The sequence below is a fragment of the Sphingomonas sp. P2_B6 genome, from assembly GCF_056404755.1.
Genome location: NZ_JBFUDK010000021.1, coordinates 40,669 through 67,513 on the forward strand (window position 1 = coordinate 40,669; position 26,845 = coordinate 67,513).

Genomic DNA, 26,845 nt, shown 5'->3' on the forward strand with positions numbered 1-26,845 from the left:
TTATGCTGCCATCTCGATGATTTGCGCAGGGGTGTCGGCCAGCAGGTCCAGGCGCGTGCGAGCATATTCAGCCAGTGCCTTTTCCTTGACCGGGCCGTAGCCGCGAACACTTTCGGGCAATGCGGCAAGGGCGGTCACCTTCGGGATGCTGGCCTTGTCGATCGACGCGCACAGCCTCTCGATCGTCGCGAGATACTCGTCGCGCACCGTACGTTCGGCCCGGCGCTCCTGCGTGCGGCCGAACGGATCAAAGCTGGTACCGCGCAAGATCTTGCCGCGGGCCAAGATGCTGAGCAGGGGGAATATCCACGGGCCGAACTTGCGCTTTGCGGGGCGGCCTGTGCGCGGATCGCTTCGCGACAAAAGGGGAGGGGCGAGCCATATCGAGAGCCGCTTCGTTTCGGCGAACTGCGCCTTCAGCATGTGACGGAATTCCGGTGCGCCATATAGCCGCGCCACCTCATATTCGTCCTTGTACGCCATCAGCTTGAAGGCATTGTTCACGACGGCGCGGAGCAACACCTCGCCTTCGGCGCCGAAGGCGGTTGTTGCGTTGCGAACGCCGTTCACGAGCCGCTGGTATCGTGCGGCATAGGCTTGATCCTGATACGCAAGGAGATCCGCCGCCCGGCGCGCGATAGCCTCGCCGATGCTCTCTTCCGGAGGCCGCTGGGGCGCTGCAATTCCGGCGACTGTCTCGACCAGCGCGAGGTCGACCGCCGCCAGACGGCCCCATGTGAAGGCGCGCCGGTTGAGGCCGACGGCAGCGCCGTTCGCCACAATCGCTGCGTCGAAAGCGGYGGCGGAGAGGGGCAGGAGGCCTTTCTGCCAAGCATAGCCCAGCAGCAGGACATTGGCCGCGACATTGTTCCCGAACAGCCCCTCGGCGATGCGCGTCGCACCAAGAAGATGGCCGTCCGTGCCAGCCTTGCCGAGCAGGGTATCGATCATGCGCGCCGTCGGCAGCGTCGCATCCCGGTCGCTGACCATATCGGCGGTGGGGGTCTCGTCGCTATTGAGCACGATCGCGCTTCGCCCCTTTGCAAGCCTGGCGAGCGCATCAGGACTGACCGCCGCCACCATGTCGGTGGCGAGGAGCAGGTCAATCTCACCAGCGCTGATGCGGACGGCGTGGATCGCGGTGTTGGCCGGCGCGATACGCACCTGACTCACCACGGCGCCATTCTTCTGCGCGAGGCCCGTGAAGTCCAGTACGCTGGCCGACAGGCCATCGAGGTGCGCGGCGGTGCCCAGCAGCGCGCCGATCGTCAGCACGCCCAGTCCACCGATACCGGCTATATAAACATTGTAGACCGCGTCCGGCGCGCACGGCACGGGGTCAGGCAAGCCAGGAAAGTGCAACCGTTCGAGCGCGGCGATGCGCACCTCGTCCGGTTTGCGCAATACCGGCCCGTCAATCTCGACAAAGCTTGGACAGAAGCCTTTGACGCACGAAAAGTCCTTGTTGCACGCTGACTGGTTGATCTTGCGCTTGGTACCATATGGAGTCGGGAGCGGTTCAATGGAGATGCAGTTGGACTGGACCGAGCAGTCACCACAGCCCTCGCAGACCAGCGGATTTATGAAAAGGCGTCGATCCGGGTCGGGAAAGTCGCCGCGCTTGCGGCGACGCCGCTTCTCCGCGGCGCAAGTCTGCTCGTAGAGGATCGCGCTGACGCCGGCTACGTCACGCAGTTCGCGCTGAACGGCCTCCAGCCTGTCGCGATGGACCGGACGCAATCCGCCCGGCAGGGTGCCCCATTTGTCAGGGTCGTCGCTCACGAACCGTACATCGCCGACACCTTCGGCGACGAGCTGAGCCACAATCCGGACCGGATCGAGCGCGCCTTCGGCCGGCTGGCCGCCCGTCATCGCGACCGCATCATTGTAGAGAATCTTGTAGGTGATGTTCGTCCCGGCCGCGATGGCCGCGCGGATCGCCAGCAGCCCGCTATGCTGATAGGTGCCGTCGCCGAGATTCTGGAAGACATGTCGCGTGTCGGAAAAGGGAGCCGCACCGACCCATTGCATGCCCTCGCCGCCCATCTGGCTGAACGTCGAGGTCTTGAGCTCGGGCACCGACAGGGCCATCACATGACAACCAATGCCGCCGCCGCTGATCGAACCCTCCGGCGTCCGCGTCGAGCTGTTATGGGGGCAACCGGAACAGAAGAAGGGCTTGCGTGCCGGGAACGGGATTATCTCGCCTCCCCGGGCACGTGCCTGAAGCGTCTCGAGGCGATCCGCCAGGCCAACGGGATCACCATCGGCATAGTGCCGGACAAGTGCCGTCGCGACCATCAACGGGGTGAACTCGGAGATGGTCGGCAGCAGCAGCCTGCCTTGCGCATCCGTCTTGCCCGAGACGAACATTGTCCCGGATAATCCGTTGAACAGGGCCGCCTTGATCTGGTTCTCGACGATCGGCTGCTTTTCCTCGACCACGAAGATTTCGTCGGTATCCCCGGCGAACGCGACCAGCGGGTCCGTCGCCAGCGGCCAGCTCATCGCCACCTTGTAGATCGACAGCCCGAGCGCTTCGGCCTCGGTCTCACCGATTCCGAGCAGCTCCAGTGCCTGCATCAAATCCTGATGTGCCTTGCCGACCGTGACCACGCAGAGCCGCTTGCGGCGGCTCTCGAAGATGGCCGTGTCGATGCGATTGGCCGTGGCCCAGCCGATGGCCGCCGGCAAGCGCTCTTCGATCTGACGGCGCTCGAGCTCGGCGCGCTGGGCGGGCCACTGGATGCGCCTATCCCAGCTGAGGCCATGTGCCGGGATCAGGTCGGCAGGGGAGATATACCCGGGACAGGGATTCGGCAGGTCGAAGCTGGCCGCGCTCTCGACCACCTCGGCGATCGTCTTCAAACCCACCCACAGGCCCGAGAAGCGTGAAAGTGCGATGCCTGCCAGGCCCAGACTGAGGATATCCGACACATTCGCCGGCTGCAGGATCGGCATCAGCACTGACTGGAAGATGCCGTCGGTCTGGTGCGGGAACATCGACGATTGCGCGGCGTGGTCGTCGCCGGCCACCGCCAGCACGCCCCCCAAGGGCGACGTGCCGATCATATTCGCATTGCGAAATACGTCGCCGCTGCGATCGACGCCCGGACCTTTGCCGTACCAGATGCCGAATACGCCATCGACCCTGGACGGGCCGAAAGCCTTGTGCATCTGGGCGCCCCAAAGGGCCGTCGCCGCAAGATCCTCGTTCAACCCGGGCTGGAAGAGCACATCGTGCTGTTCGAGATACTTCTTCGCTTTCCAGAGCTGCTGGTCATAGGCACCAAGTGGTGAGCCACGGTACCCCGAGACGAGGCCGGCGGTGTTCAGACCATGTTTGCGATCAAGGCGGCGCTGCATGAGCGGCAGGCGAACCAGCGCCTGGATTCCGTTCATGAATACGGGGCCTGTCTCCGCGTTATAAATGGCGTCCAAGCTGACGACCCGGTCTTGTTGCATAACCCTCTCCTCGCGCACGAGGATATCGCAGGTCGCGCAGCAAGGGTTGCCATATATGCCTATCTAAAACCCGTGATATTGGTATATTCTACCAATAATGACACTCGAGGTAGGCAAATGAACCAGGAACGTGCGCTTGATGCGCTGGATATGAAAATCCTGCGCCGACTCAGCGAAGATGGTCGCATCACATGGAGGGACCTTTCCGACGAGATCGGTCTGTCATTGACTCCGACTGTACGCCGCGTGCGTGCGCTGGAGGAGGCGGGGTATATCACGGGCTATTTCGCGCGACTCGACGAGCAGCGTCTGGCTGGCGGAATGATCGTCTTCATCAACGTGACCCTTGAACGGCAGGTCGGGGAAGCTCTGGAAATCTTCGAAAGATCAGTCTCCGAACTACCCGAGATCATGAGCGGATTTTTGATGTCAGGCGGATCGGACTATCTGTTGCGGGCGGTCGTGCGTGACCTCGATCATTATCGCGACCTGCTCGAGAGCCTGACCCAGGTGAAGGGCGTAGCGCATTTGCAAAGCAGCTTCGCGCTCAAGTCCTTTATCAACCGGCCCTCGCTGATGCTGCAGAAGCCGGGCCACCCCGCCGGCCGGCGAGGGGGAAGCTGATTGCGGTTATGGCAAAGATTGCCTGGCACTGCCGGCGCGGTGCTGCTCGATGAATCTGGCAACGTCATCGTGCATAATTTTCAAGGAGTCCTCGTTGAGATAGACCATGTGCCCGGACGGGTAATATCGATATTCTATATTACCCTCGGTGCCTGGCGGCATTGGCAGATGATGCATTTCGTACCAGCCCGAGAAATAGGGCGTCGAAAGGTCGAAATAGCCCCCCAGCAACAGGATCTTGAGATTGGGATTGCGCTTCATTGCTGATGCGAGATCCGACATGACGCTCAATCCGCCTTGATTGGAGGAGGTTGTCTGGGACCCGCTGTGGCTGAAATCGAAGTCGGGGACCGCAATGACCGGAGCGAATGTCTTGTTCTGGCCATAGCCGAGGGAGGTGCGGGCATAATCATTGTAGGTCGAGACGAATGCCGATCCGATCGAGGCGGCCAGCGGGTCATACTCCGATGCGCCCGCCAGCGGGTCCAGCACGGGGCCGACAAAGCGGGAGTCGAGATCACCTGTTGTCAGGCCTGATTTTTCCAGCAGGGCTTTCCTGAAATGCCTGACATCGATGCGAAGGTCGGCCTTCAGCACATAGTCCGGCGCCAGGCCGGTAAGCGCAGCGAACCGTGCCGCGACCACTTGCCGCCGCGCCGGATCGAGTTCCGATCCCATTTGCAGAGCCTGGGCATATTCCGTCCTGGCAAAATGTTCGACCTCCTTCAGAAAAGGTTCGAGGGTGGCAGGGCGATCGGCGCCAAGACGATGATGGTACCAGGCTGTTGCGGCATAGCTCGGTAGCGCGTTGATATAAGCCTGGTCGTCACCCGGATTGATTCCGTCGACATCGGTGTCGTAGCTGAGAACCTGTGAAAGCTGCACCATGCCGTTGAACTCGATGGCGCTCTCGCGTTGCAGCCCCTCGATTACCAGCGCGCTGCGGAGCGTTCCATAGCTCTCGCCGAAGATGAAGCGTGGCGAGTTCCAGCGTTGATACCTGGACAGAAAGAGCTTGATGAACGCCTCGAAAGCATGCGCATCGCCGTCCACGCTGCGAAAGGCGCGTTCCGCGTCCTTGCCCGAGACACGCCCGAAGCCGGTTCCGGGCGCATCGATGAACACCAGGTCGCTTGCGTCCAGCAAGCTATGGGCATTGTTCACCAGCTGATAGGGCGCGGGCGGCACATGGCCATCGCCGCCCACGGCCAGCCGCCTCGGACCAAAGGCGCCGATGTGAAGGAAGACGGTGGAAGACCCGGGGCCACCATCCCAGAAAAAGGTGATCGGCCTGTCGCCGGTCGGCGTGCCGGATTTGAAATAGGCGACATAAGACATGACCGCCTGTGCGGTATCGATATCGGTGCCGGTGTCGCGCTGGGCGCTGGCGGAGTCGCCGGAGGAGACCGCGAGCGTTCCCGCTGTCGCCCGGTAGTTGAGCTTCGTTCCGTTTATCGTCACCGATCCCGTCGTCGTCACCTCATCGGGTCTTGCGGTTTCACTGTCCTGGATTGTGTCGCGCGTGCCGGGCGCGGTCGATGGAGCGGGCCCCGGGGCCGCGGCATATGCCCCGCTTGCGAGACATCCTAGCGCGGCAGCGATTGCCCAGGCCTTGCTCATCTCCGGTTCCTTTTTCTCAACAGTGATTGTGTGATCGGACGACCCATCCGCGGGCATTCCGCGCGCTCTCGTGCTCCGGCCGATCGCTCCGCGACGACCCGGACCGGCTGGTTGCAATGCATTGTCATTCTGCTTCGCCTGCCGCCCGCAAGCTTGAGCCGGAGACCCTGAGCGGCAGAAATATCACGCCCCTTGCGAAAATGTGTGTCTCACAGGAAATCTCTTGCTCCAGAGAAAATAATCGCAAAGGTGCACGCAACGCAAGTGCGAGAATCGCCCGGGCAGCCCGTCAGTGCACCAGGCGCGCCGGCGTCCGGCAGGGTCAGCCCGGAAAAAGCTGTCCGGTGAGACAAGGTGGAGGGTTAATGGTGAGGAGGAATTCCATGAGGTGTTCAACCGCGGCGGGAGCGGTGATCGCCGCGCTCATGGCGGCGTCAGCTTCCGCGCAGACTGCGCAGCCGGCAACATCCACGCCGACCGGTTGCGAAATCCAGCCCGATCCGACCGCCTAGGACGGCGATATCGTCGTGACCGCGCAGAAGCGCAGCGAAAAGCTTCGCGACGTGCCTGCTTCACACGGATCGCCTCCCGGTGCGCGAGGCTCGCCGCAGGCGCGGATGCGATCGCAACAACGTTACAACAGGGGGATATTTGATGCGAATTTGTAAGAAAAAGCTCTCGTTGCTCGCCGCGGCTTCCATGCTGTCGGTGGCACCTGGCGCGCTCGCTCAGACGACTGCGCAGACGCCGGCTTCCGCAGAATTGCCGGGTTCGAACGCGAGCGTGGTTGATGGTTCATCCGGCGACATCGTTGTGACGGCCCAGAAGCGTTCCGAACGCCTGATCGATGTTCCTGCGTCGATCAGCGTCTTGACCGGGACCCAGCTCGAAAAAACCGGCGCGACCAATCTGGTGGACTATGCCGCGTCGGTGCCTGGGATGAGCGTCAACAGTGGTGGTACGCCCGGCAAGACCAATGTGGTGTTGCGGGGCATTTCCACCGGCGATGGCGGGGCGCTGGTGGGTACCTATCTCGACGACACGCCGCTCGGTTCGAGTTCGGGTTTCGCCCGGGGCGATTCCTTTCAACTCGATCTGCTGCCTTACGATATCGATCGCGTTGAAGTTCTGCGCGGGCCGCAGGGGACCCTCTATGGCGCGAGCACGATGGGCGGGCTGCTCAAATATGTGATGCGCCAGGCAAACCCCGATCGATTTGAAGCGCGCGGGGGCGGGATGGTCGAAACGACCGAAAACTCGGGCCAGCCCAGTTGGGGCGTACGCGGCATGGTCAACGCGCCGATCGTTGGCGGTTCACTCGCCATTCGAGTCAGCGGCTTTTATCAGGATAACGCAGGCTGGATCGACAATCCTCTGCTCGGCATCCGACACGAAAATTCCTCGACGCAAAAAGGCGGACGAGTCGCACTGTTCTGGCAGCCGACCGACCGGCTGACATTCAAGGCGTCCGCCATGCTGCAAGACATCAAGTCCGACGGCAATGCCGCGGTGTCTGTCAATGCAACGACAATCGAGCCGCTTATCGGTCGCTATAGCCGGAATCACGCGCTCGCTGAACCGTTCAATCAGCGGCTGCGCTATTATTCGCTTACCGGAACATGGGACGCGGGTTTTGCGACGCTTACGAGCGCTACCAGCTGGTCAAAAACCCGCAACAGGTCGGTCGTGGATGAATCGGCTATCTACAGTCCGTATTTTCAGCTGTTCGATCCTGCCGCGCCGGCCAATGCTCTGTCTGCGTTCTCGGTCGACATCAATCTCGACAAATTCACGCAGGAACTTCGTCTGGCATCTCACAAGAGTGACCATTTCGAGTGGCTGATCGGCGGCTTTTATACGATCGAGCACGCTCTCAACCAGCAATCGCTCAGCGCGCTCAATCCGGACAGGACAGCGATTGCGTCGCTGACGCCGTTCGCTGTCGTATACTGGCCCACGGCCTATCGCGAAGAGTCTGTCTTTGCGAATGCGACCTATAAGTTCACGCGCTGGTTCGATATCACCGGCGGCATACGCTACAGTCACAACAAGCAGACTTACGACCAAAATCTTGACGGCGTCCTGTTTGGCGGGCCGACCCACACCGGGCTGGCGTCCGGTGCCAATATCACGACCTGGTCAGCCAGCGCGCGCCTCCGGCCCAATGACAGCTCCACATTCTATGCGCGTGCGGCGAGCGGTTATCGCCCGGGGGGCCCCAATGCACCCGTACCTGGTGCGCCCGCGGCCTATGCCGCTGACCGGCTGACGAACTATGAGGTGGGCTACAAGGCGCTGCTGCTGGACAAGAAGCTCGATCTGGAGCTTTCGGCATTTTACATCGACTGGTCGGGTGTGCAGGTGCCCATCGTGCTGGCGACGGGCAGCACCACGGGGAATGGCGGCAAGGCCAGCAGCCGCGGTTTCGAGTTCAGTGCGCAATATCGCGTTGCACCCGGGCTCAGCGTTGGCGCCAATAGCTCCTATACCGAGGCGCATCTCGACAGCGACGTACCGGCCCTCGGGGCCTTGAAAGGCGATCACTTGCCCAACGCCGCCCGGTGGCAGGCCGCGGCACTGATTGACTATTCGCGACCTGTGTCCAGCAATGCCGAAGTGCAACTCGGCGCAAGCTATCGTTACCGGGGCGCGTCGCTGACCGGGCTCGAGAGCATCCCCAGCACCATCAGGATACCCGCGCAAAGTGTAGTCGACGCCTATGCGGGTCTGACCTTTGGTCGATTCAACGCCAGAATATATGCGCGGAATCTGTTCAACGAGCGCGCGTACACGACGTTTTTCGATCCGGATGCGACCGGAGCAGGTCTCCTTGTTCCCATTCAACCGAGAACGATCGGCCTGTCGCTCGACGTTCGTTATTGATCTCGAGAGCAAGGCCCGGGCGATCGGGCCCGGGCCTTGCTCCGTACCTTCTTCTGTTACCGCGATTCAGTCGTGTTCCGCCGAGATTCCGGCAATCCGTCCGAAATCCCGGGCCTCGCAATCGCAAAGGATCTGCCATGCCGACCGCGCCCTCCGAGCTCGCCTATATCCCGTTTGTCAGCGTCGAAAACATGATGCGGCTCGTACATCATTTCGGCATCGAGAGCGTCTTGCTGGAGCTGACCGATGCCGTGGAAAACGACTTTCGCCGATGGGAGCTTTTCGAGAAGTCGCCACGGCTCGCATCGCATTCGGATCAGGGGGTGATCGAACTGATGCCCACGTCCGATGGCGAGGCGTTCAGCTTTAAATATGTGAATGGTCATCCCAGCAATACAGCCAAAGGCTTCCAGACCGTCGCAGCATTTGGCCTGCTGGCGCGCGTCGACACGGGATATCCGCTTATGTTGACGGAGATGACCTTGCTGACAGCGCTGCGAACTGCCGCTACCTCGGCGATGGCCGCGCGCCGCCTGGCCCCTGCAAATGCCGAGGTGATGGCCCTGATCGGGAATGGCGCACAGGCTGAATTCCAGGCTCTCGCGATGAAGGCCGTTATTGGAATCAAGGAGGTGCGGCTCTTCGACATCGACCCGAAGGCCACGGAAAAGACCGCCCGAAACCTGCAGAACAGTGGTCTGCGTGTCGTGTCCTGCAGCAATTCGCAGGAGACCATCGAGGGAGCCCAGATTGTTACGACGTGCACGGCCGACAAGGCTTACGCCACGATCCTGACCGACAATATGGTCGGTGCCGGTATCCATATCAACGCTATTGGCGGGGATTGCCCGGGAAAAACAGAGCTCCACAAGGATATTCTTGCCCGGGCGGACACGTTCGTCGAGTTCGAGCCTCAAACCCGCATCGAAGGCGAAATTCAGCAAATGGACGCGACGTATCCGGTAACTGAATTCTGGAAGGTGCTGCACGGACATGCGCCGGGCCGCAGCGATGCGCGGCAAATCACCCTGTTTGACAGCGTTGGATTCGCGATCGAGGATTTCTCCGCGCTTCGCTATGTCTTTGACAAGTTGAAGGGCACGGATTTCTTCCAGAAGATCGATATCCTCGCCGATCCCGACGATCCGCGCGACCTGTTCGGTATGCTTCAGCGCGCGGCCTGATCCAATGGACGGCGGCGCTTGTCGAGCCGCACGACGATATCGGCATAACCTGGCATCGACATGATAATATGTTCCGTCAGTCGCTGATAATGCTGAATAAAAATGGCAATATCGTCATCGCTGAGGGTTTGGCTCGCATCGATCCCCCGCGCCGACAAGGATCGACGCAGGGCCTGTTCCTGCTCGCTCCGCCATGAGGCAACCACCTGGAAATCAGGGGCGGCGAGCAGCACCAGCATGTCGACGCGAGCAAAAAGCTGCTGATAGTGCGCCGAGAGTTGGTCGTTGACCCACCGTCTCCATCGACAGTCGGAATCCTCCGTAGCTTCCAGCGCATTGACGGATCGCGCTAAATCATCCCCGTCTTGCGGGCGTGCACCGACACACCAGCCTTCGAAGATCACGACCGCAGCAGGCCCCTCGAACGCGTCCCAGGCATCGCGGGGGCAAGGCGAGTCAATTGCCTTGTTAAAGCGCGGCAGCAAGGTTTCTCCAGGGTTTCGAAGATCGTCGAGGACCTTCTCACCGAGGCGGACATCATGTGTTCCTGGTACGCCCCGCGTCTTCAAAAGGGGGTGGACAGAGGAAGCGAGCACTTCGCGATCCTCTTTCGACAGATACAGATCGTCGAGTGACAGGATTGCGGTCTTGAGACCCCGCCCATCAAGCAACGCCTTCAGACCCGCTGCCACGGTCGATTTGCCGCTGCCTTGTGCGCCGCACAGGCCGATGACGAGCGGACGGCGCGCAATATGCCTCGCGAGCCTTTCCCGCACCGCTTCGTCAATCAGGGCGAGGGTGTCCGGTCCTGAATCAGGCGACATGGCTGGCCCCGTTTTCGCAAGTGCCCGGGCAATGCGCGCCGGCGCCATTTCGCCGATCGATCCGGACGGATTCCGGTCGGTCCTCGCCCCGGAGGAACGCTGCCCGGCGGCGGCCAGCCGATCTGGCAGCCGACGCGGTCACGGATATGAGGGAGGGCCTCCGTGCCTCTGATGATCCTGGCAAAATGCCGCCTCCAAGCTCTGTTTGATGTAGCGTGACGGCCCGCGCCGCCACCTTGCGATGGCTGCGTGCCAAGGCTTGATCTTGACAGGTTACCTGTCAAGTTCTAGGGTGTCCACAGAATTTGGAGACTAATTTCCGGGCGCCGGCGCGCTGAAGGGAAGGGGGGGCGCAGCTGGCTGCGGGGTCGATACCGACGCCATCCAGAAGGCGCTTTCGCCCGGCTGAAGCCTGACCGCGCTGTAACTACTGCGGCACATATCACCGCCTTGTGCCTGAAAATGGGGTCGAACGCCGCGTTCGCTCCTTGTGAGGATTATTGTTTGCGGCGTGCGTCGCCGGTCATCCGGCCGGCCGCAACACCGAACGCATATCCAGAGGTGAAGACATGGTCGAGGCACATCCGGAGGTCGTTTTCTATTGGCTGCCTGGCTGCGGCAATTGCACCCGCCTCAAGGGCTATCTCAAAGCCAGGGGTGTTGTTCATCGGGCAGTGAATATCCTGAGTGCCCCGGACGCGCTTGAGGCCGCTTCCGGCGCGGGGCACCGCGCGGCGCCGTTCCTGCTTGTCGGGGATCGATGGGTGGCAGGTGACGAGGCCGCAATCGATTCAGCGCTGGCGCTCGCGCCCGCGAAGGCGCAAGCGGCCCTGCCGCCTCATGTGCTGGTAGAACGCTGCGCGCGGATGCTCGAGCTGGCCAGCGACCTTGCCTGCCAGCTGCCGGAAGCAAATTTCGATGACCCGACGCCGACGATGGCGGATGTTCAGGCGCCGCAGCGTTTACTGGCCGATGGTCGGCCCTTTGTTGCACATTCGACGTCGAAATCGCTCGTCCACCACATTGCCCAGCATGGAGAGAAGGCGTGGCGGATTCTGCTCGCATCGGACGGAGTCCATGAGCTGGGCTTCACGATTGACGGGACCCCTGAGTATAACTTCTTCGGCGAACCGGAAGCAGGCACGCCAATGTATCGCGTCGCTGCCAAGATGCGCTTGGCCGCGAGCGATCTGAACGCGTGGCTTCGCACCGATCGGGAAGGCGATGGTCTTGCGCGCATCGTGCAGACGCACCGCGGGCCCCGCACAATGTTGCAATATCTGGAATATCAGACGGTGGGCCTTGTACAGCATTGCCGGCAGCTCGTTGACATCCTCGAACGGCTCGACATCCAGCCCTGCAATCTTGTCTCGAGCGAGGATGTTGCAGGGCTCGGGATGCCGGCAGGGCTCTGGGAATGAGTGTGCCGGGCACGCGCGAGACCGTCGGCGTGATCTGGAAGAGCGCTTTCGCCTTTGTGCACCGACAGGAAAACAACCTCGGTCCGCCCACGCGCTCGGTCGTCTTTTTGGAGCGCTGAACTGCACTTCACACGAGAGGAAATAGTGATGGCCAACCACGACGTTGTGCACATGAAGCTGCGCGACCGCGAGGATCTCCTTCAATGGAGCGATGATAGCCGCAAGGGCAACGCGCCGCTTTCAGCGGTGCTGTATCGGGAGATCGCTGATAATGACGATCTCTTCGCGCTTTCGTTGGAAGCCCCGCCTGAGCAATTGAGCGGGCGGTTGCTCCTCTCGGCTGTCCATTACCTGCTGCTGCGGTCACCCGGCCAGAAATTGGCCGCTTACTTCCCTTCCATCACGGCCGAGCCACTGCCGGCTTCCGAGGCGGGCCCGCATTTTCGAGCCTTTTGCCAGGCGCATCGGGGCGAACTCGCCAACATTATTGCGACGCGCACCCTTCAGACGACATCCGAAGAGCGGGCGGCCCAGTTGCTCCTCGGGCTGGATCATGTCGCCGGGCAGATTGGCGAGCCATTTTCGATCATCGAGGTCGGCTGCAGTGCGGGATTGCTGCTGCTGTTCGATCATTACCGATATCAATTTACAAATGGCCAGAGCCTGGGTGACAGCAACGCCGATGTCGTCATCTCTTCCATCAAAATGGTCGGAGAGCGAGGCCCGATGCCCGGCAAACTGCCGCAGATCCGCAAGCGCATCGGCCTGGACCTGAATCCGGTCGATGTCACAGATTCCGACGCTCGAAACYGGATTTTGGGCTGCTCGTCCGCTGACCGGGTGGAGAAATTCAACTCATTGCGCACCGCCCTCGAATACCGTGCCTGTATCCCGCTGAATATCGTCGCGGGCGACGCCATGGAGACGATGCCGGCCGCGCTGGAAGATATGGAAGGCCCTGTCTGCGTGTATCATTCGCGCTGCCTCTATCAGTGGCCGCCCACGGCGCAGGAAGCATTCTCGTGGATGTTGAGCCAATTGAGCCAGAAGCGAACAATCCATCGCATCGGGATCGAGTGGAACGGGGTGGAGAATGATCCGCTCGGCTTGGCCGGTCGCGGTCAGAACGAAATGATCCACACCGTCTACCGCAACGGTGAGAGCGAATCCCGATTGCTCGCTCGTGTCGCGGGGAAGTCCGGACTCGAATGGCTGGCCTGATTTCGTCGCAGCGCTAGCAGGTGGCGAACAAGGCCGTGCGGTCGATGAGCGGACGGCACCTTCAGATAGCAGATTCTGATTGTGTGCCGGAGCCGCCTTCGACCGCGCTGCTGTCTGTCGTCGGATCCAGGTCTCCGGTCTTTTCTTCGTGCGCGGCCCTGTGACGAGCAAGGAGATAGAGTCCGCCGATTGTGCCTCCCAGCACCCCTGAAAAAGCCCCGACCCCGATGCCCCATCGAGGGCCGGCTAGGTTGGCGATCCAGCCAATCAATGGTGCCCCGATCACCGTCCCGCCTTGCGCTGCGACCAGCATCGAGGCGACGACGCGGCCCCGAACGGCAGGCTCAGCCGACATCTGGACAAAGCCGTTCGCGCCGGTCAGAAAAACTTGGGACAGGATTCCCAGCATGACCAGGCAAACGCCGAAACTGGCATAGGTCGGCACCAGCGCAGCGACGGTCAGGCCAATGCCAAGGCCGCAGCAACTTGCGACAAGCAAGGGCATTTTCGGCTTTTCCAGTCGCGCGGCGAGAATGGCTCCGGCAACAGAGCCGACCGCCATCACCGAGGTGAGGATTCCGAAGCCCGACGCCCCGACCTTGAACGTGCTCGCGGACATGGTCGAAATGAACAGCGGAAAGTTCATCGCGAACGTGCCCAGAAGAAAGATCATGGAGAACGCGATCAGGAGTTCGCTGCGAGTCCAGATGTAAATCAGTCCCTCCGAAAGCCCGCCGCTTGGAACGTTTGCGTGCTGTTGTAGCAAGTCGCCGGGACGCATGGCAGCCAACGCCCCAAGCGAGGCGGCGAATGAAATGCCGTTGGCCAGGAATCCCCAACCGGAGCCCAGCGTAGCGATCACCGCACCGGCTATGGCTGGGCCAATCATACGTGACACATTGTTGATCGTGGAGTTCAAGGCGATCGCGTTGGTAAGATCTTTCTCGCCGACCATGTCCGCGACGAACGTCTGTCGCGCCGGCGCGTCGAACGCAATCACGATGCCTTGTACCGCCGCCAGTAAATAGACATGCCACAATTGGGCCAGGTGGGACACGACCAGAACCCCGAGCGAGAAAGCCAATATCGCCATCGCGCTCTGGGTCGCGATCAGGATCTTGCGTCGGTTGAAGGAGTCTATGACCGCGCCCGTCCACGGTAACAACAATATCTGCGGTCCGAACTGCAGCGCGCTGACATAGCCGACTGCGGCGGCATCGTGATGTGTAAGCTCCGTCAGCACCAGCCAATTTTGTGCAAGCCGCTGCATCCAGGTGCCGGCATTGGACACGAGCGCGCCCCAAAACCACATTCGAAAGTTGAAGTACGCCAGCGATCGAAAGGCGCTCGGGCCGGATACTTTCATATCTCGCGCGCTAATAGATATGCTGCCTCATCAATCCGGTTCACGCCAATGGCTTTCTCTTCGTGATCCCCCCAGGCGCGATAGAAGTCTCGTTCCGGGGGGCGGTGGCAGCACGTCTCGCAAAATAGCGTCCGCCCGGCCGGCGACCAATTTCCGCACGGACTTTCGCTGCGGCCCGGCCGTCCTTCCAATGGAACGGCGCAGCAATGCAGCTAGTCGACCGCAATCTCATGGTCGGCCAGACGCTCCAGCGCCTGTACCATTGCCGAATGATCCTGATCCCCAAGGCCGTGCGCTTTGCAGGCATTGAACAGTGCCTGAGCCGTAGCGGTGTTCGGCAAGGCCAAGCCCATTTCGCGTGCCCCCGACAGCGCCAGGTCGAGATCCTTTTGATGCAGGGCAATTCTGAACCCAGGGTCAAATCTGCGTTCGATCATCCGTGCACCATGCACGTCGAGCACTCGCGAGCCCGCAAATCCCTTCATAAGGGCTTCGCGGACCAGCGCCGGATCAGCTCCTGCTCTGGAAGCGAAAAGGAGGCCCTCCGCCACCGCCTCGATCGTCAACGCGACGATGATCTGATTGGCCACCTTCGCCGTCTGACCGGTGCCGACGTCACCAATGCGCGTGATGTTGCGACCCATCGTCTCGAGGAGGGGGATCGCCTTTGAAAAAGCCGCTTCCTCGCCACCGACCATGATGGTGAGTGATGCCTCCCGCGCTCCGACTTCGCCGCCGGAAACGGGCGCATCCAGATAGTCGCAACCGAGAGCGGCGATCTTCGCGGCAAAGGTCCTCGTCGCAAGCGGGCTGATCGAACTCATGTCGATGAGGGTCTTGCCCGCGGAAAGCCCTTCCGCGACGCCGCCCGGGTTGAAGAGCACCGCGTCGACGTCGGGCGTGTCCGGAAGCATCAGAATGATGACATCCGCATCGCGGGCAACTTCGCGCGCGGTGTTCAGGACCGCCGCGCCGCCCGCAACAAGTTCCGCTGGAGGCGGTGCGGACCGGCGGACGATCAGAAGTTCATGCCCTGCGGCCTGGAGGTGGCCGGCCATCGGGCGACCCATCACGCCCAGACCAATAAATCCGACTTTCATGTGTAGAAGTCCTCTGAACGCGCTGATTGAAATCGCTCACCTGTTCGATTGCAGTCCCGCAGCCCGGCCAGGCGACGCCACTGCACGTTCGAGGTCATGATACGATGCGTTTTCGTCTTGTCGGTCTGTGGCCCTGCGCGCTGATCTTGCGTGACCTTCCGCATGGCGTGCGGGTACCGGGCCTCCCGGATCGACCCTGGGCCGATCCGGGAGAGTGAACGGGCCAGACGTTCGCCCTGGCACGGTTTAAAGCTGTCGATCCTTCATTCCGCGGCTTCCAGGACCAGGTTCGACTTTTCTTCTTCCTGCAAGGCCCTCAGGGCCGCGCTCGCCTTTTGAATGGCGCCCAATGTCGGCAAACCATAGAATAGGATATCGGTCGTACCGCCCGCGGTAAAAGACGCTTGCTCGCCCTCTTCCAGGTAGGTGGTCGTGTGGTCTTCATACTGCTCGTCTTCCACCGATCCCGTGCCCGACAAGACGAAATAGATGCCCCGACCCTTGGCGACGAACGTTGCGTCGGGAGCGAGTTTGTAGCGCGCCACATGATATTTGCAGAGGCCGAAGGTCCCCATGTCCTTCTCGGACACGCCCGGGGTGCCATCGATCGGCATCCAGGGGATGCCGTTGCTGTTGACCAGAATCGTGTGCAGATATGCGGTCGGCGGGTAGACGATCGGGCGTCCGCGCATGAACTCGAAGATCGCCTCGTTGGAGTCCTGCACCGGCTTGCCGGGCACGCCGGGATTGCGCGTGTAGAGGCCGTCCTTGAAGACACCCTCGTTTTTCGCCTTCAGCGCAGCAGTACCCTCCTTCACCTGCTTGCGACCGAGAAAACCGTTGCCACTCGCGTCACCAAACTGACAGTTGACCATGATCCCGGCACCGTCTTTCTGAGGTCCGTAATAGGCGCCTTCCGGGGAGAAGTTGAGCACCCCGCCCGTCTGCGGTTCGCCGACATGATAGTCCGCCTCGCCCTCGATCATGTAACGATACTGCGAAAAATCATGGCGATGACGCGGCGTGTGAAACTCTCCCTTGGCGAGGTAACTGACCCCGAAATAGAAGTTGTCCAGCGCGTCGGGATCCCTGTTCAGCACTTCGCTGTTGAGAATGCGCCTGGCGTGATGGCCCGTGCCGCCGCGAATGCCCCCGGTGCCTTCCAGTTCGACATCTTTTATATGAATGATTTTCATTATCGCCTCCGCATTTCACCCAGAATGCGAGCCGGTTCGGAATATATACCTCACACTGAGAGGTACCTGTGGAGGGGCATCGCCACCCCCAAGCGTCCGACGACTCATCAGGTTACCTGTTTATATTATGCCGCGATCCTTCAAGTCAACAGCCCTGCGGCGCCTTCGAAGGTGCGCCAATCTGTCGCGATTTGCGTCGAACAAGTGCCTGACAGAGCCCATGGGCCTGGTCCGCCCCCGGCTGAGACAGGCTACGCGAATGTCGGGGCGCCACGGGGCCAGATGGTGCGATAAATCGGCCTGATGTCAGCGCCGCGAGACCGCGAGGCAAGGGAGCCTCGACTGAGCGCGCCGATCGAGGGGCAGGGCCGGCAGATCGTGCCGGCCCGCCAATCGCCTGTCACTGGAACGAGGCGGAAAAGCGTCCTTCCCGAAACAGGGGAGGGCGACCTTTGCGCTCAAACGATTTTGCCGGTGAATCTGTCCAATACCGCAATAATCTCGGATTCGGGGCCGGCGCGGTTCGCTTCAGCGACGTGCTGATAGAGTAGCGCGGCACCTTTCAGCATGTCAGCCGCGCCGCGCTCAGGCTCCAGAAATGCCGCATTCTCGCGCATTTCGTCGTCCCAGCGATGGGCTTTCGACGGCATGGACGGCAATTGTTTGGCCAGCACGGCATAGATGTCGGGCAGATGGTCCCGAATTTCAGCGAGATAGGCGTCTGCGACGCCGTTCCGGGCGGCGCCGAGGGCCATGGCTGTGGCAAGCGCCTGGATTCCTTTCGTAAATCCACCGAACGCCATCTTGAGCGCCGAGGCATCGCCGATCGTGTCTGAAATCACGCGCGTGTCGAGCCCCAGTTCCCCGAGAATGGCAGCCTCTTTTGCGATTGGCCCGGACAGATACAGTTTCGGCGAGTACCCATCGGCTCTGGGTGCCAGGCCAATGATCGAGCCATCTCCAAACGGAGCCCCGGACCGCGCGAACGGCCCGGCAATGGTGTGAAGCGTTTGCGGCGCGATGGCGTTGCAATCGATGAAAACGGGTTTGTCGGCGGCGCGGCTGATGAGCGGCAGAAAGCGTTCGGCGGTTGCCCGCGCAGAGCCCGGCGGAACGATTGATAGAAATATTTGCGCTTGTTCCACCAACTCGTCGTCACGCAGCGATACGACGCCGGCGGCGGTCGCCCGGTCGACACTGGCCTGGCTGCGTCCGGTGAGGGATGTCACAACATGAGCGCCGCGTTCAACGAGCCGTTTCGCGATACCGGATCCCATTTCACCCATAGCAACTACAGCAATCGTGGCCATTAGCCTCTCCAGTCTGACGCCTTTGCCTGTTGAGGCCGGGCGTATTACAAATTCACCTGCCTATGATGCCCGGCGATCACTCGCGGCAGACCGCGTTTTCCCGAACATCCCGTCCAGTGCCGACGGTCCGCTGGGGGTTGGCATGAATCCACATCTGTGTAAATTAGTTTTATGAATGAGAAAATATTGAGTCGATTCGCTTTGTGTTTCTCATCCGTGGTTCAGGCAGCACCCACTTCCGCTGACTGACGATTACCATTTCCCGATTGATGTGCTTCGCTTCGCGGGAGCGGATGTGGTGCAATGTAAGGATGACAGATGAAGGTGCTGGTCCCGGTCAAGCGTGTGCTTGACTATAACGTAAAGCCCCGCGTGAAGGCGGACGGGACGGGGGTCGATCTGGCCAACGTCAAGATGAGCATGAACCCGTTCGACGAGATCGCGGTCGAGGAGGCGATTCGCCTCAAGGACAAGGGCGTCACCGAGATCGTGGTGGTCTCGATCGGCGAGCAGAAGGCGCAGGAAACGCTGCGCACCGCGCTCGCCATGGGCGCCGACCGCGCGATCCTCGTCGTGTCGGAAGACAAGGTCGAGCCGCTCGGCGTGGCCAAGCTGCTGGCGAAGATCGTCGAAGAAGAGAAGCCGGCGCTGGTCATCCTCGGCAAGCAGGCGATCGACGACGACAACAACCAGACCGGCCAGATGCTCGCCGGCCTGCTCGGCGTCGGCCAGGCGACCTTCGCCTCGAAGGTTGAGCTGACCAGCGACAGCGTCACCGTGACGCGCGAGGTCGATGGCGGGTCGGAGACCGAGAAGCTGGCGCTGCCGGCGGTGATCACCACCGACCTGCGCCTCAACGAGCCGCGCTACGCCTCGCTGCCCAACATCATGAAGGCCAAGTCCAAGCCGCTCGCGCAGAAGACCCCGGCCGATTACGGCGTCGATGTGTCCCCGCGCCTCACCACGCTCAAGGTGGTCGAGCCGGCCAAGCGCACGGCGGGCGTCAAGGTCGCCGATGTCGATGAACTGGTGGCGAAACTCAAGGCGATGGGAGTCGCGAAATGAAGACGCTTGTCTGGGTCGAACATGACGGCAGTGCCGTCAAGGACGCCACGCTCGCCGTGGTCACCGCCGCGTCGAAGCTCGGCGAAGTGCATCTGCTGGTTGCCGGCCAGGGTGTCGACGGCGTCGCCGCCGAGGCGGCGAAGATCGCCGGCGTCGGCAAGGTGCATGTCGCCGACGACGCGTCGCTCGCCCATGCGCTGGCCGAGAATGTCGCGCCGCTAATCGTCGAGTTGATGGGCCATCACGATGCCGTGCTGTTCCCCGCCACCTCGAACGGCAAGAACATCGCGCCGCGCGTCGCCGCGCTGCTCGACGTGATGCAGATCAGCGACATCCTGTCGGTCGAGAGCGAAGACACCTTCACCCGCCCGATCTATGCCGGCAACGCCATCGCGACGGTGCGGACCAAGGATGCCAAGCTGGTGATCACCGTGCGCGGCACCGCCTTTGAAAAGGCAGCGACCAGTGGCGGCTCGGGCAGCATCGAGAAGGTCGCAGCAACCGGCGACAAGGGCCTGTCGATCTTTGCCGGCTCTGAGATCGCCAAGTCGGAGCGTCCTGAGCTGACCAGCGCGAAGATCATCGTGTCGGGCGGCCGTGCGCTCCAGAACAGCGAGAACTTCCACGCGATCATCGAGCCGCTCGCCGACAAGCTCGGCGCCGGCGTCGGCGCCAGCCGCGCTGCCGTGGACGCAGGCTATGTCCCGAACGATTATCAGGTCGGCCAGACCGGCAAGATCGTCGCCCCCGAAGTCTATATCGCGATCGGCATCTCCGGCGCGATCCAGCATCTGGCGGGCATGAAGGATTCGAAGACGATCATCGCCATCAACAAGGACGAGGACGCGCCGATCTTCCAGGTCGCGGATATCGGCCTGGTCGGCGACCTGTTCAAGATCGTGCCGGAGCTGACGGGGAAAGTGTGACGATGTCGCAGGAGTAAGGTCGCGGGGATAGCCCCGCGGCCTCTACTCTTGCCGGGCTCGCTGGCTGGCTCACGCCTGTCGCAGCTTCTCGGCCACCAGCGCCTTCATGTCGCACATCGGCCGCGCGCCATAATGCGAGATGATCTCCGCCGCGCAGATCGCGCCGAGGCGGAGCGACTGCTCGAGGCTCTTGCCCTGCGCCTGGCCGGTCAGGAAGCCGGCCGCGAACAGGTCGCCAGCACCGGTGGTGTCGACGACCTTCGCGATCGGCTCCGCCCCGCACGAAACCCGCTCGCCATTGGCGATGGCGATCGCGCCCTTCTCGCTGCGCGTCACCACCAGCACCGGCACCTGCGCCGCGGCTGCGGCAACCGCGGTCTCGAAATCCTCGACCTCCATCAGCGCCAGGATCTCATTCTCGTTGGCGAACATGATATCGACCAGGCCCTTGGCCATCAGGTCGCGGAAATCGGCGCCATGGCGCGAGATGCAGAACACGTCACTGAGCGTGAAGGCGACCTTGCGCCCTGCCTTGCGCGCGACCTCGATCGCGGCGCGCATCGCCTGGCGCGCTTCCTCGGGATCCCAGAGATAGCCCTCGAGATAGAGGATCGCGCCTGACGCGATCAGATCATAATCGAGCGCCGATGCCGGCAGGAACTGCGAGGCGCCGAGAAAGGTGTTCATCGTCCGCTGCCCGTCGGGCGTGACGAAGATCAGGCAGCGCGCGGTGGTCGGCGCGCCGTCGCGCGTGGCGGTGGTGAAGGTAACGCCGGCGGCGCGAATATCATGCGCGAACACCTCGCCCAGCTGGTCGTTCGCGACCTGGCCGATAAAGCCGGCGCGCCCGCCCAGCGACGCGATCGCCGCGACGGTGTTTGCCGCCGAGCCGCCGCTCGCCTCGATGCCGGCTCCCATCCTGGCATAGAGTTCATCCGCTTCGGCGGGCGAAAACATCAATTGCATCGATCCCTTGGTCATGCCCGAGTCGACGATGAACCTGTCATCGGCCTGGGCGAGCACATCGACGATCGCATTGCCGATCGCGACGACATCATAAGCGGGAATGGTCAAGCTGGTGTCTCCCAAAGACAGGAAAGGGCCGGCCGGAACTGCACATCGCCGTCGAGCGCAAGCCGGGCGCGCGAGGCCTGGGCTGTTGCGCCGCCGCCCCGTGCGCCGCTCCATTTATTCACATTGACACAAAAAAAATGCACATATAAAGAATTATCCATATAAAGATTTCCTTATATGAGGATGGGAGGATCGCTATGCGCACCAATTTTCTCTTCACGTCGGAATCCGTATCGGAAGGTCATCCCGACAAGGTTGCCGACCAGATCAGCGACACGGTCGTCGACTTTTTCCTCGCCAAGGATCCCTTCGCGCGGATCGCCTGCGAAACGCTGACCACCACCAATCTGGTCGTTCTGGCCGGCGAAATTCGCTGCAAGGGCGTGTACGAGCACGGCGCCTGGGCCGATGGCGCGCTGGCGGAGATCGAGGCCGCGGTGCGCCAGACCGTCAGGGAAATCGGCTACGAACAGTCCGGCTTCCACTGGAGCGAGTTCAAATTCTACAACAATCTCCACGGCCAGTCGGCAGAGATTGCCATGGGCGTGGACGAAGGCTCCAACAAGGATGAGGGCGCCGGCGATCAGGGCATCATGTTCGGCTATGCGTCGGACGAAACGCCTGACCTGATGCCTGCCACTCTTTATTACAGCCACAAGATACTGGAGACGATGGCGGCTGACCGCCATTCCGGCGCGGCGCCTTTCCTGGAGCCCGATGCCAAGAGCCAGGTCACGCTGGAATATGAGAATGAGGTGCCGGTGCGCGCCACCGCTGTCGTCGTCTCAACCCAGCATAAGCCCGGCTACTGCGTGCAGGGCGACAATGCCGATCCGGCGCTTTACGAGCAGTTGCGCAGCTACGTCTCGGGCGTCCTGAAAGCGACGCTGCCGGAAGGCTTTGTCAGCGAGACGACGGACATTTACATCAACCCGACCGGCGCGTTCGAGATTGGCGGCCCGGACGGCGACGCCGGCGTCACCGGCCGCAAGATCATCGTCGACACCTATGGCGGCGCCGCGCCGCATGGCGGCGGCGCCTTTTCCGGCAAGGATCCGACCAAGGTCGACCGCTCGGCGGCTTATATCGCGCGCTACATGGCGAAGAATATCGTCGCCGCTGGCCTCGCCAGGCGCTGCACAATCCAGCTCAGCTACGCGATCGGCATCGCCGAGCCGCTGTCGCTTTATGTCGACACGCATGGGACCGGCGTCGTGTCCGAAGCGGAGATCGAAACGGTGCTGCCGACCCTGGTGCGCCTCACCCCCAAAGGGATCCGCACCCATCTCGGTCTCAACAAGCCGATCTACAAGAAGACCGCCGCCTATGGCCATTTCGGCCGAACGCCGGAAGGCGACTTCTTCCCCTGGGAAAAGACCGACCTCGTCGACAGGCTGAAGGCGGCATTCTCCATTTCCCTGCGTTGAAGGACTAAAATGATGGCCACCGCACTCGCCGACCGCGCTCAAGACTATGTCATTGCAGACATCGGCCTCGCCGATTTCGGCCGCAAGGAAATCAACATCGCCGAGACCGAGATGCCCGGCCTGATGTCGCTCCGCGGCGAATTCGGCGCGTCGCAACCGCTCAAGGGCGCGCGCATCACCGGTTCGCTCCACATGACCATCCAGACCGCAGTGCTGATCGAGACGCTGACCGCGCTCGGCGCCGATGTCCGCTGGGCGACCTGCAACATCTTCTCCACCCAGGACCATGCCGCAGCCGCCATCGCCGCCTCGGGCGTGCCGGTGTTCGCGGTGAAGGGCGAGAGCCTGGCCGATTACTGGGACTATGTCGGCTCGATCTTCGACTGGGACGTCGACGGCAGCGGCCAGACCGCCAACATCATCCTCGACGACGGCGGCGACGCGACGATGTTTGCGCTGTGGGGCGCCAAGCTCGAGGCCGGCCACACGCTGGGCGAGCCGGAGAATGACGAGGAAGTCGAGTTCCAGCGCGCGCTGAAAGCGTTCATCGCGAAGAAGCCGGGCTATTTGACCAAGACGGTCAAGAATTTGAAGGGCGTGTCGGAAGAGACCACCACCGGCGTGCACCGCCTGTACGAGATCGCCAAGAAGGGCGAGCTGCCCTTCCCGGCGATCAACGTCAACGACAGCGTGACCAAGTCGAAGTTCGACAATCTTTACGGCTGCAAGGAATCGCTGGTCGACGCGATCCGTCGCGCCACCGACGTGATGCTCGCCGGCAAGGTCGCCTGCGTCGCCGGCTTCGGTGACGTCGGCAAGGGCTCGGCCCAGTCGCTCCGCAATGGCGGCGCGCGCGTGATGGTGACTGAAGTCGATCCGATCTGCGCGCTGCAGGCGGCGATGGAAGGTTTCGAGGTGGTGACGATGGAGGAAGCGGTGACCCGCGCCGACATCTTCTGCACCGCGACCGGCAATGCCGACGTGATCACCGCCGACCATATGCGCGCGATGAAGCCGATGGCGATCGTCTGCAACATCGGCCATTTCGACAGCGAGATCCAGATCGCCGCGCTGTCCAACTACAAGTGGACCGAAGTGAAGCCGGGCACCGACCTGGTCGAGTTCCCCGACGGCAAGCAGATCATCGTGCTGGCCAAGGGTCGTCTGGTGAATCTGGGCTGCGCGACCGGCCACCCGTCGTTCGTGATGTCGGCGAGCTTCACCAACCAGACGCTGGCGCAGATCGAGCTCTTCACCAAGGGCGAGAACTACAAGAACGACGTGTACGTCCTGCCCAAGCATCTCGACGAGAAGGTCGCCGCGCTGCACCTCGAGAAGCTCGGCGTTCACCTGTCGAAGCTGACCCCGAAGCAGGCCGACTATATCGGCGTGCCGGTCGAGGGGCCGTTCAAGCCGGATCACTACCGCTACTGACTGAGTATCTGACTGCGTTGATTCACATCGGAGGGGCGCTCGCGCGCTGAAAACAAATGGAAAACAGGATCCTTACGACCCATGTCGGCAGCTTGCCGCGGCCGGCTACGCTGCTCGCGACCATGCAGGCCAAGGCAGCCGGTGAACCGATCGACCAGGCGGCGTTCGCAGCCGATCTTGCCGAGAGTGTGAAGGCAGTCGTTGCCAGGCAGGTGGCGACTGGCATCGATCTCGTAAGCGACGGCGAATTCAGTAAACCAAGCTACGCGACCTATGTTTCGGATCGCCTCACGGGATTTACCGGGGAGTGGAAGGGCGCTGTCGCAGCCGATCTGCGCGCACTTCCGGATTTCGGACGCCACCTGGTGAAGATCGGCGGCGTCATACCCCGGGGCGGTGGGGCATGTTGCCAGGGGCCCGTGGCACCAAAGGACAGCGTGGACGTCGATATCGACATCGCCAATCTGCGTGCCGCAGTCGAACTGAGCAAGCCGCAGGGCGCCTTTATCAATGCAGCCTCGCCAGGCGTGGTCGCCGTCTTCCAGGCCAATGAATTCTATCCCACGGAGGACGCTTATATCGAAGCGGTCGCCGAAGCGCTGAGGCCGGAATATGAGGCGATCATTGCTGCCGGCTTCGATCTGCAGATAGACTCGCCCGACCTGGCGATGAGTCGACATCTCATCTATTCCAGTCTCGACGACGATGCTTTTCTGGGCGTTGTGGATCGGAACGTTGCCGCGCTGAACCATGCGACGCGCAATATTCCTGCAGACCGTATGCGCATGCACTTATGCTGGGGCAATTATGCGGCGCCCCACAATTATGACATCGCGTTCTCAAAAATTGCTTCCCGGATCCTGAGCGTCAAGCCGCGCATGATCCTCATGGAAGGTGCCAATCCAAGGCATGGTCATGAATGGGCGGTCTTCAAGGAAATCCCGCTCCCCGAGGACAAGATCCTGGTCCCCGGGGTTATTGATTCCACCTCCAATTATGTCGATCACCCCGAACTGATCGCAGAACGGCTCCTGCGCTATGCCGACGTGGTCGGTCGCGAACGGCTGGCGGCCGGATCGGATTGTGGATTTTCGACCTTCAGTGGCCTGCCGACGGTGTTTCCCGACATCGCCTGGTTGAAACTGGCGGCACTCGTGGAAGGTGCCGCTATCGCCAGTAAGAAATTGTGGTGAGAAAACGCCCGGGACTGCTCCATTGTGTGCGGCAGTCCCGGGCCTGCAATCCGTGGCATCATCGCCACATATCGAGCTGGTACTTGCGTGCCCCGCCATGCCTGAGGCGGACCTTGAGGCTCGACAAGGCAATTCGATCGGGTTGCCTTGCACCATCGCCTCGACCGTGCTGCGAGAATTCAGCGGGGGGAGTCCTTAGGCGAGTCGACCTGACATATGAGTCTGACCTGACCTGGCGGACCTTATGCCTGTGCTCCTGACCGGCCAGCTGCCGACCCACCAGGCAGCCTGTCTTCCGCGTCAGGCCGCAGACTGCATTCGCGTTCTGGCGGCCTTGATGTCCTGCGCCGGTGGGCGCCCGAAAAGCCGACCATAGTCCCTCGTGAATTGAGGGACGCTTTCATACCCGACGGCATATGCGGCGTTGCTGATCATCAGGCCATTGGCGAGCATCATCCGGCGCGCCTCGATCAACCTGAACTGCTTCTGGAATTGAAGAGGCGTCAGCGAGGTGGCGGCCCGGAAATGCTTGTGGAACGATGACGCGCTCATGCCTGCAGCTTTCGCCAACTGGTCCACCCTGAGGGGCCTGGCATAGTCGGAGCGAATGAGTGCTACCGCCTGCGCCACGCGCTGCGCATGGCTCTCCGCGATGCCGAGACTCCGGATCGCGCCGCCGTGACGGCCGGACAGCAGCCAGAAATGCAATTCGCGAATGAGTTGATCCTGCAGGATCGGCACCGACGCCGGCCGGTCGAGGAGGCGCAGAAGGCGCAAGGCGGCATCGGCAACCTCCGCTTCGGTCGGGTCGACGCTGACCGGCATGCCGGCCTCGAACGGGACGGGGCCCATATCGACGACAAGACCCTCGATCACGGCGGGGTCGAGTTCGAAGACCAGCGAAAAATAGGGGAGGCGGATATCCGCGCGCGTGACCTGGCTGATAGTCGGGACATCCGCGGAAATCAGCAGGGATTCTCCCGCGCCGAAGTCGAAGGTGCTGCTTCCCGTCATCACCCGCTTGCTGCCCTGGAGGACCAGGGCCACGAGCGGCCTGGAGATCGCATATTGCAGGGCCGTCCGGGCCGTCTCCCGAATGACCGTCAACCCCGGGATGGGCGTCCTCGCAATGCCATCCTCGGCATTGGCTTCCGCATAGCGGCGAACGGTGTCGAGCAAGGTCGGAGCCATGACGGGAACGTAGATGCTGATTGTCATGCGGACAACCATCGCTGGAGGAACAGGCAATTCCCCGGAAGGCCCGGCCGGAAGTTTCGCGCCCTTCGGGGGACCAGGCAACGGTCTGCCTGCAGCCGGTTTTCGCCTGAGCGGCGTCGCCTCCGACGTCGAACACCACCCTTGCGCGTTCTCGGCCGCGATAACCCGCATCAGGAGCCAGGTGACGCCTATGCCCCGGCCCGGCCTCTCCAGGGCGATCCCCGCAACGTCATCGTTTCGTTCGTGGCCATCGGCATTCAGCGGAAGCAGACGGAGCGTCGCCCCGAAGGGTGG

20 protein-coding genes are annotated in these 26,845 nt (G+C 62.0%); 11 read left to right on the forward strand and 9 right to left on the reverse strand.

Translation table 11 applies throughout. The features are described from left to right. Entirely contained in the window at positions 1-3,465 is a 3,465-nt protein-coding gene (locus AC1DX5_RS22145; RefSeq protein ID WP_478017396.1) for an indolepyruvate ferredoxin oxidoreductase family protein, read from the reverse strand. 117 nt (positions 3,466-3,582) lie between these two features. Between AC1DX5_RS22145 and AC1DX5_RS22150 the strand changes: the two genes are divergently transcribed. Beyond that, the gene (locus AC1DX5_RS22150; protein ID WP_478017397.1) at positions 3,583-4,089 is read left to right on the forward strand and encodes an Lrp/AsnC family transcriptional regulator; all 507 of its coding nucleotides are present in this window, start codon (positions 3,583-3,585) and stop codon (positions 4,087-4,089) included. A 6-nt stretch (positions 4,090-4,095) separates the two neighbouring features. Here the strand turns inward: AC1DX5_RS22150 and AC1DX5_RS22155 are convergent, their stop codons facing one another. Continuing rightward, entirely contained in the window at positions 4,096-5,709 is a 1,614-nt protein-coding gene (locus tag AC1DX5_RS22155) for a S10 family peptidase (RefSeq protein WP_478017398.1), read from the reverse strand. A 654-nt stretch (positions 5,710-6,363) separates the two neighbouring features. Here AC1DX5_RS22155 and AC1DX5_RS22160 point away from each other — a divergent pair. Together AC1DX5_RS22160 and AC1DX5_RS22165 are read left to right on the forward strand one after the other, a co-directional pair. Then, positions 6,364-8,592 carry a TonB-dependent receptor gene (locus AC1DX5_RS22160; RefSeq protein WP_478017399.1) on the forward strand — a complete coding sequence of 743 codons (2,229 nt, stop codon included), beginning with the start codon at positions 6,364-6,366 and terminating at the stop codon, positions 8,590-8,592. A gap of 137 nt (positions 8,593-8,729) precedes the next feature. Beyond that, a complete protein-coding gene (locus tag AC1DX5_RS22165) occupies positions 8,730-9,776 on the forward strand; it encodes an ornithine cyclodeaminase (RefSeq protein WP_478017400.1) in 1,047 nt (348 codons plus the stop codon). On the opposite strand, the gene AC1DX5_RS22170 is transcribed toward AC1DX5_RS22165, so the two are convergent. Beyond that, positions 9,761-10,600, reverse strand: coding sequence for a kinase (locus AC1DX5_RS22170; protein WP_478017401.1), 840 nt, complete (start codon positions 10,598-10,600; stop codon positions 9,761-9,763). The two genes, AC1DX5_RS22165 and AC1DX5_RS22170, sit on opposite strands and share 16 nt — an antisense overlap. A gap of 569 nt (positions 10,601-11,169) precedes the next feature. Between AC1DX5_RS22170 and AC1DX5_RS22175 the strand changes: the two genes are divergently transcribed. Genes AC1DX5_RS22175 through AC1DX5_RS22185 form a run of 3 tightly spaced genes read left to right on the forward strand, consistent with a single transcriptional unit; the run spans position 11,170 to position 13,242 of the window. After that, on the forward strand, positions 11,170-12,021 hold the full coding sequence (locus AC1DX5_RS22175) for a glutaredoxin family protein (RefSeq protein ID WP_478017402.1): 852 nt from the start codon (positions 11,170-11,172) through the stop codon (positions 12,019-12,021). Continuing rightward, the gene (locus AC1DX5_RS22180) at positions 12,018-12,140 is read left to right on the forward strand and encodes a hypothetical protein (protein ID WP_478017403.1); all 123 of its coding nucleotides are present in this window, start codon (positions 12,018-12,020) and stop codon (positions 12,138-12,140) included. Before AC1DX5_RS22175 ends, AC1DX5_RS22180 begins: the two co-directional genes overlap by 4 nt. A 28-nt stretch (positions 12,141-12,168) precedes the next feature. Next, positions 12,169-13,242, forward strand: coding sequence for a DUF2332 domain-containing protein (locus AC1DX5_RS22185; protein ID WP_478017404.1), 1,074 nt, complete (start codon positions 12,169-12,171; stop codon positions 13,240-13,242). A 61-nt stretch (positions 13,243-13,303) separates the two neighbouring features. On the opposite strand, the gene AC1DX5_RS22190 is transcribed toward AC1DX5_RS22185, so the two are convergent. The 4 genes from AC1DX5_RS22190 to AC1DX5_RS22205 all read right to left on the reverse strand — a co-directional run bounded on the left by AC1DX5_RS22190 (position 13,304) and on the right by AC1DX5_RS22205 (position 18,214). Beyond that, the gene (locus AC1DX5_RS22190; RefSeq protein ID WP_478017405.1) at positions 13,304-14,608 is read right to left on the reverse strand and encodes an MFS transporter; all 1,305 of its coding nucleotides are present in this window, start codon (positions 14,606-14,608) and stop codon (positions 13,304-13,306) included. Between the two features lie 212 nt (positions 14,609-14,820). After that, positions 14,821-15,708 (reverse strand): 2-hydroxy-3-oxopropionate reductase, encoded by an 888-nt coding sequence (locus tag AC1DX5_RS22195; protein WP_478017406.1) that lies wholly within the window; start codon positions 15,706-15,708, stop codon positions 14,821-14,823. A gap of 263 nt (positions 15,709-15,971) precedes the next feature. Further along, entirely contained in the window at positions 15,972-16,904 is a 933-nt protein-coding gene (locus AC1DX5_RS22200; RefSeq protein ID WP_478017407.1) for a hypothetical protein, read from the reverse strand. A 458-nt stretch (positions 16,905-17,362) separates the two neighbouring features. Continuing rightward, entirely contained in the window at positions 17,363-18,214 is an 852-nt protein-coding gene (locus tag AC1DX5_RS22205; protein ID WP_478017408.1) for a DUF1932 domain-containing protein, read from the reverse strand. Between the two features lie 318 nt (positions 18,215-18,532). Here AC1DX5_RS22205 and AC1DX5_RS22210 point away from each other — a divergent pair, with 318 nt between their 5' ends. Together AC1DX5_RS22210 and AC1DX5_RS22215 are read left to right on the forward strand one after the other, a co-directional pair. Then, entirely contained in the window at positions 18,533-19,279 is a 747-nt protein-coding gene (locus AC1DX5_RS22210) for an electron transfer flavoprotein subunit beta/FixA family protein (protein ID WP_478017409.1), read from the forward strand. Next, positions 19,276-20,205 (forward strand): electron transfer flavoprotein subunit alpha/FixB family protein, encoded by a 930-nt coding sequence (locus tag AC1DX5_RS22215; protein WP_478017410.1) that lies wholly within the window; start codon positions 19,276-19,278, stop codon positions 20,203-20,205. The genes AC1DX5_RS22210 and AC1DX5_RS22215 overlap by 4 nt, the downstream gene beginning before the upstream one ends. 69 nt (positions 20,206-20,274) lie before the next feature. On the opposite strand, the gene AC1DX5_RS22220 is transcribed toward AC1DX5_RS22215, so the two are convergent. Continuing rightward, on the reverse strand, positions 20,275-21,279 hold the full coding sequence (locus AC1DX5_RS22220; protein WP_478017411.1) for an adenosine kinase: 1,005 nt from the start codon (positions 21,277-21,279) through the stop codon (positions 20,275-20,277). A 197-nt stretch (positions 21,280-21,476) separates the two neighbouring features. On the opposite strand from AC1DX5_RS22220, the gene metK reads away from it, so the two are divergent. The 3 genes from metK to AC1DX5_RS22235 are packed head-to-tail and all read left to right on the forward strand — an operon-like array spanning position 21,477 to position 25,333. Further along, positions 21,477-22,706 (forward strand): methionine adenosyltransferase, encoded by a 1,230-nt coding sequence (gene metK, locus AC1DX5_RS22225; RefSeq protein WP_478017412.1) that lies wholly within the window; start codon positions 21,477-21,479, stop codon positions 22,704-22,706. Between the two features lie 12 nt (positions 22,707-22,718). Beyond that, the gene (gene ahcY / locus AC1DX5_RS22230) at positions 22,719-24,140 is read left to right on the forward strand and encodes an adenosylhomocysteinase (RefSeq protein ID WP_478017422.1); all 1,422 of its coding nucleotides are present in this window, start codon (positions 22,719-22,721) and stop codon (positions 24,138-24,140) included. A 56-nt stretch (positions 24,141-24,196) separates the two neighbouring features. Continuing rightward, the gene (locus AC1DX5_RS22235; RefSeq protein WP_478017413.1) at positions 24,197-25,333 is read left to right on the forward strand and encodes a cobalamin-independent methionine synthase II family protein; all 1,137 of its coding nucleotides are present in this window, start codon (positions 24,197-24,199) and stop codon (positions 25,331-25,333) included. Between the two features lie 300 nt (positions 25,334-25,633). Here the strand turns inward: AC1DX5_RS22235 and AC1DX5_RS22240 are convergent, their stop codons facing one another. Next, entirely contained in the window at positions 25,634-26,551 is a 918-nt protein-coding gene (locus AC1DX5_RS22240; RefSeq protein WP_478017414.1) for an AraC family transcriptional regulator, read from the reverse strand. Between the last annotated feature and the right edge of the window lie 294 nt (positions 26,552-26,845).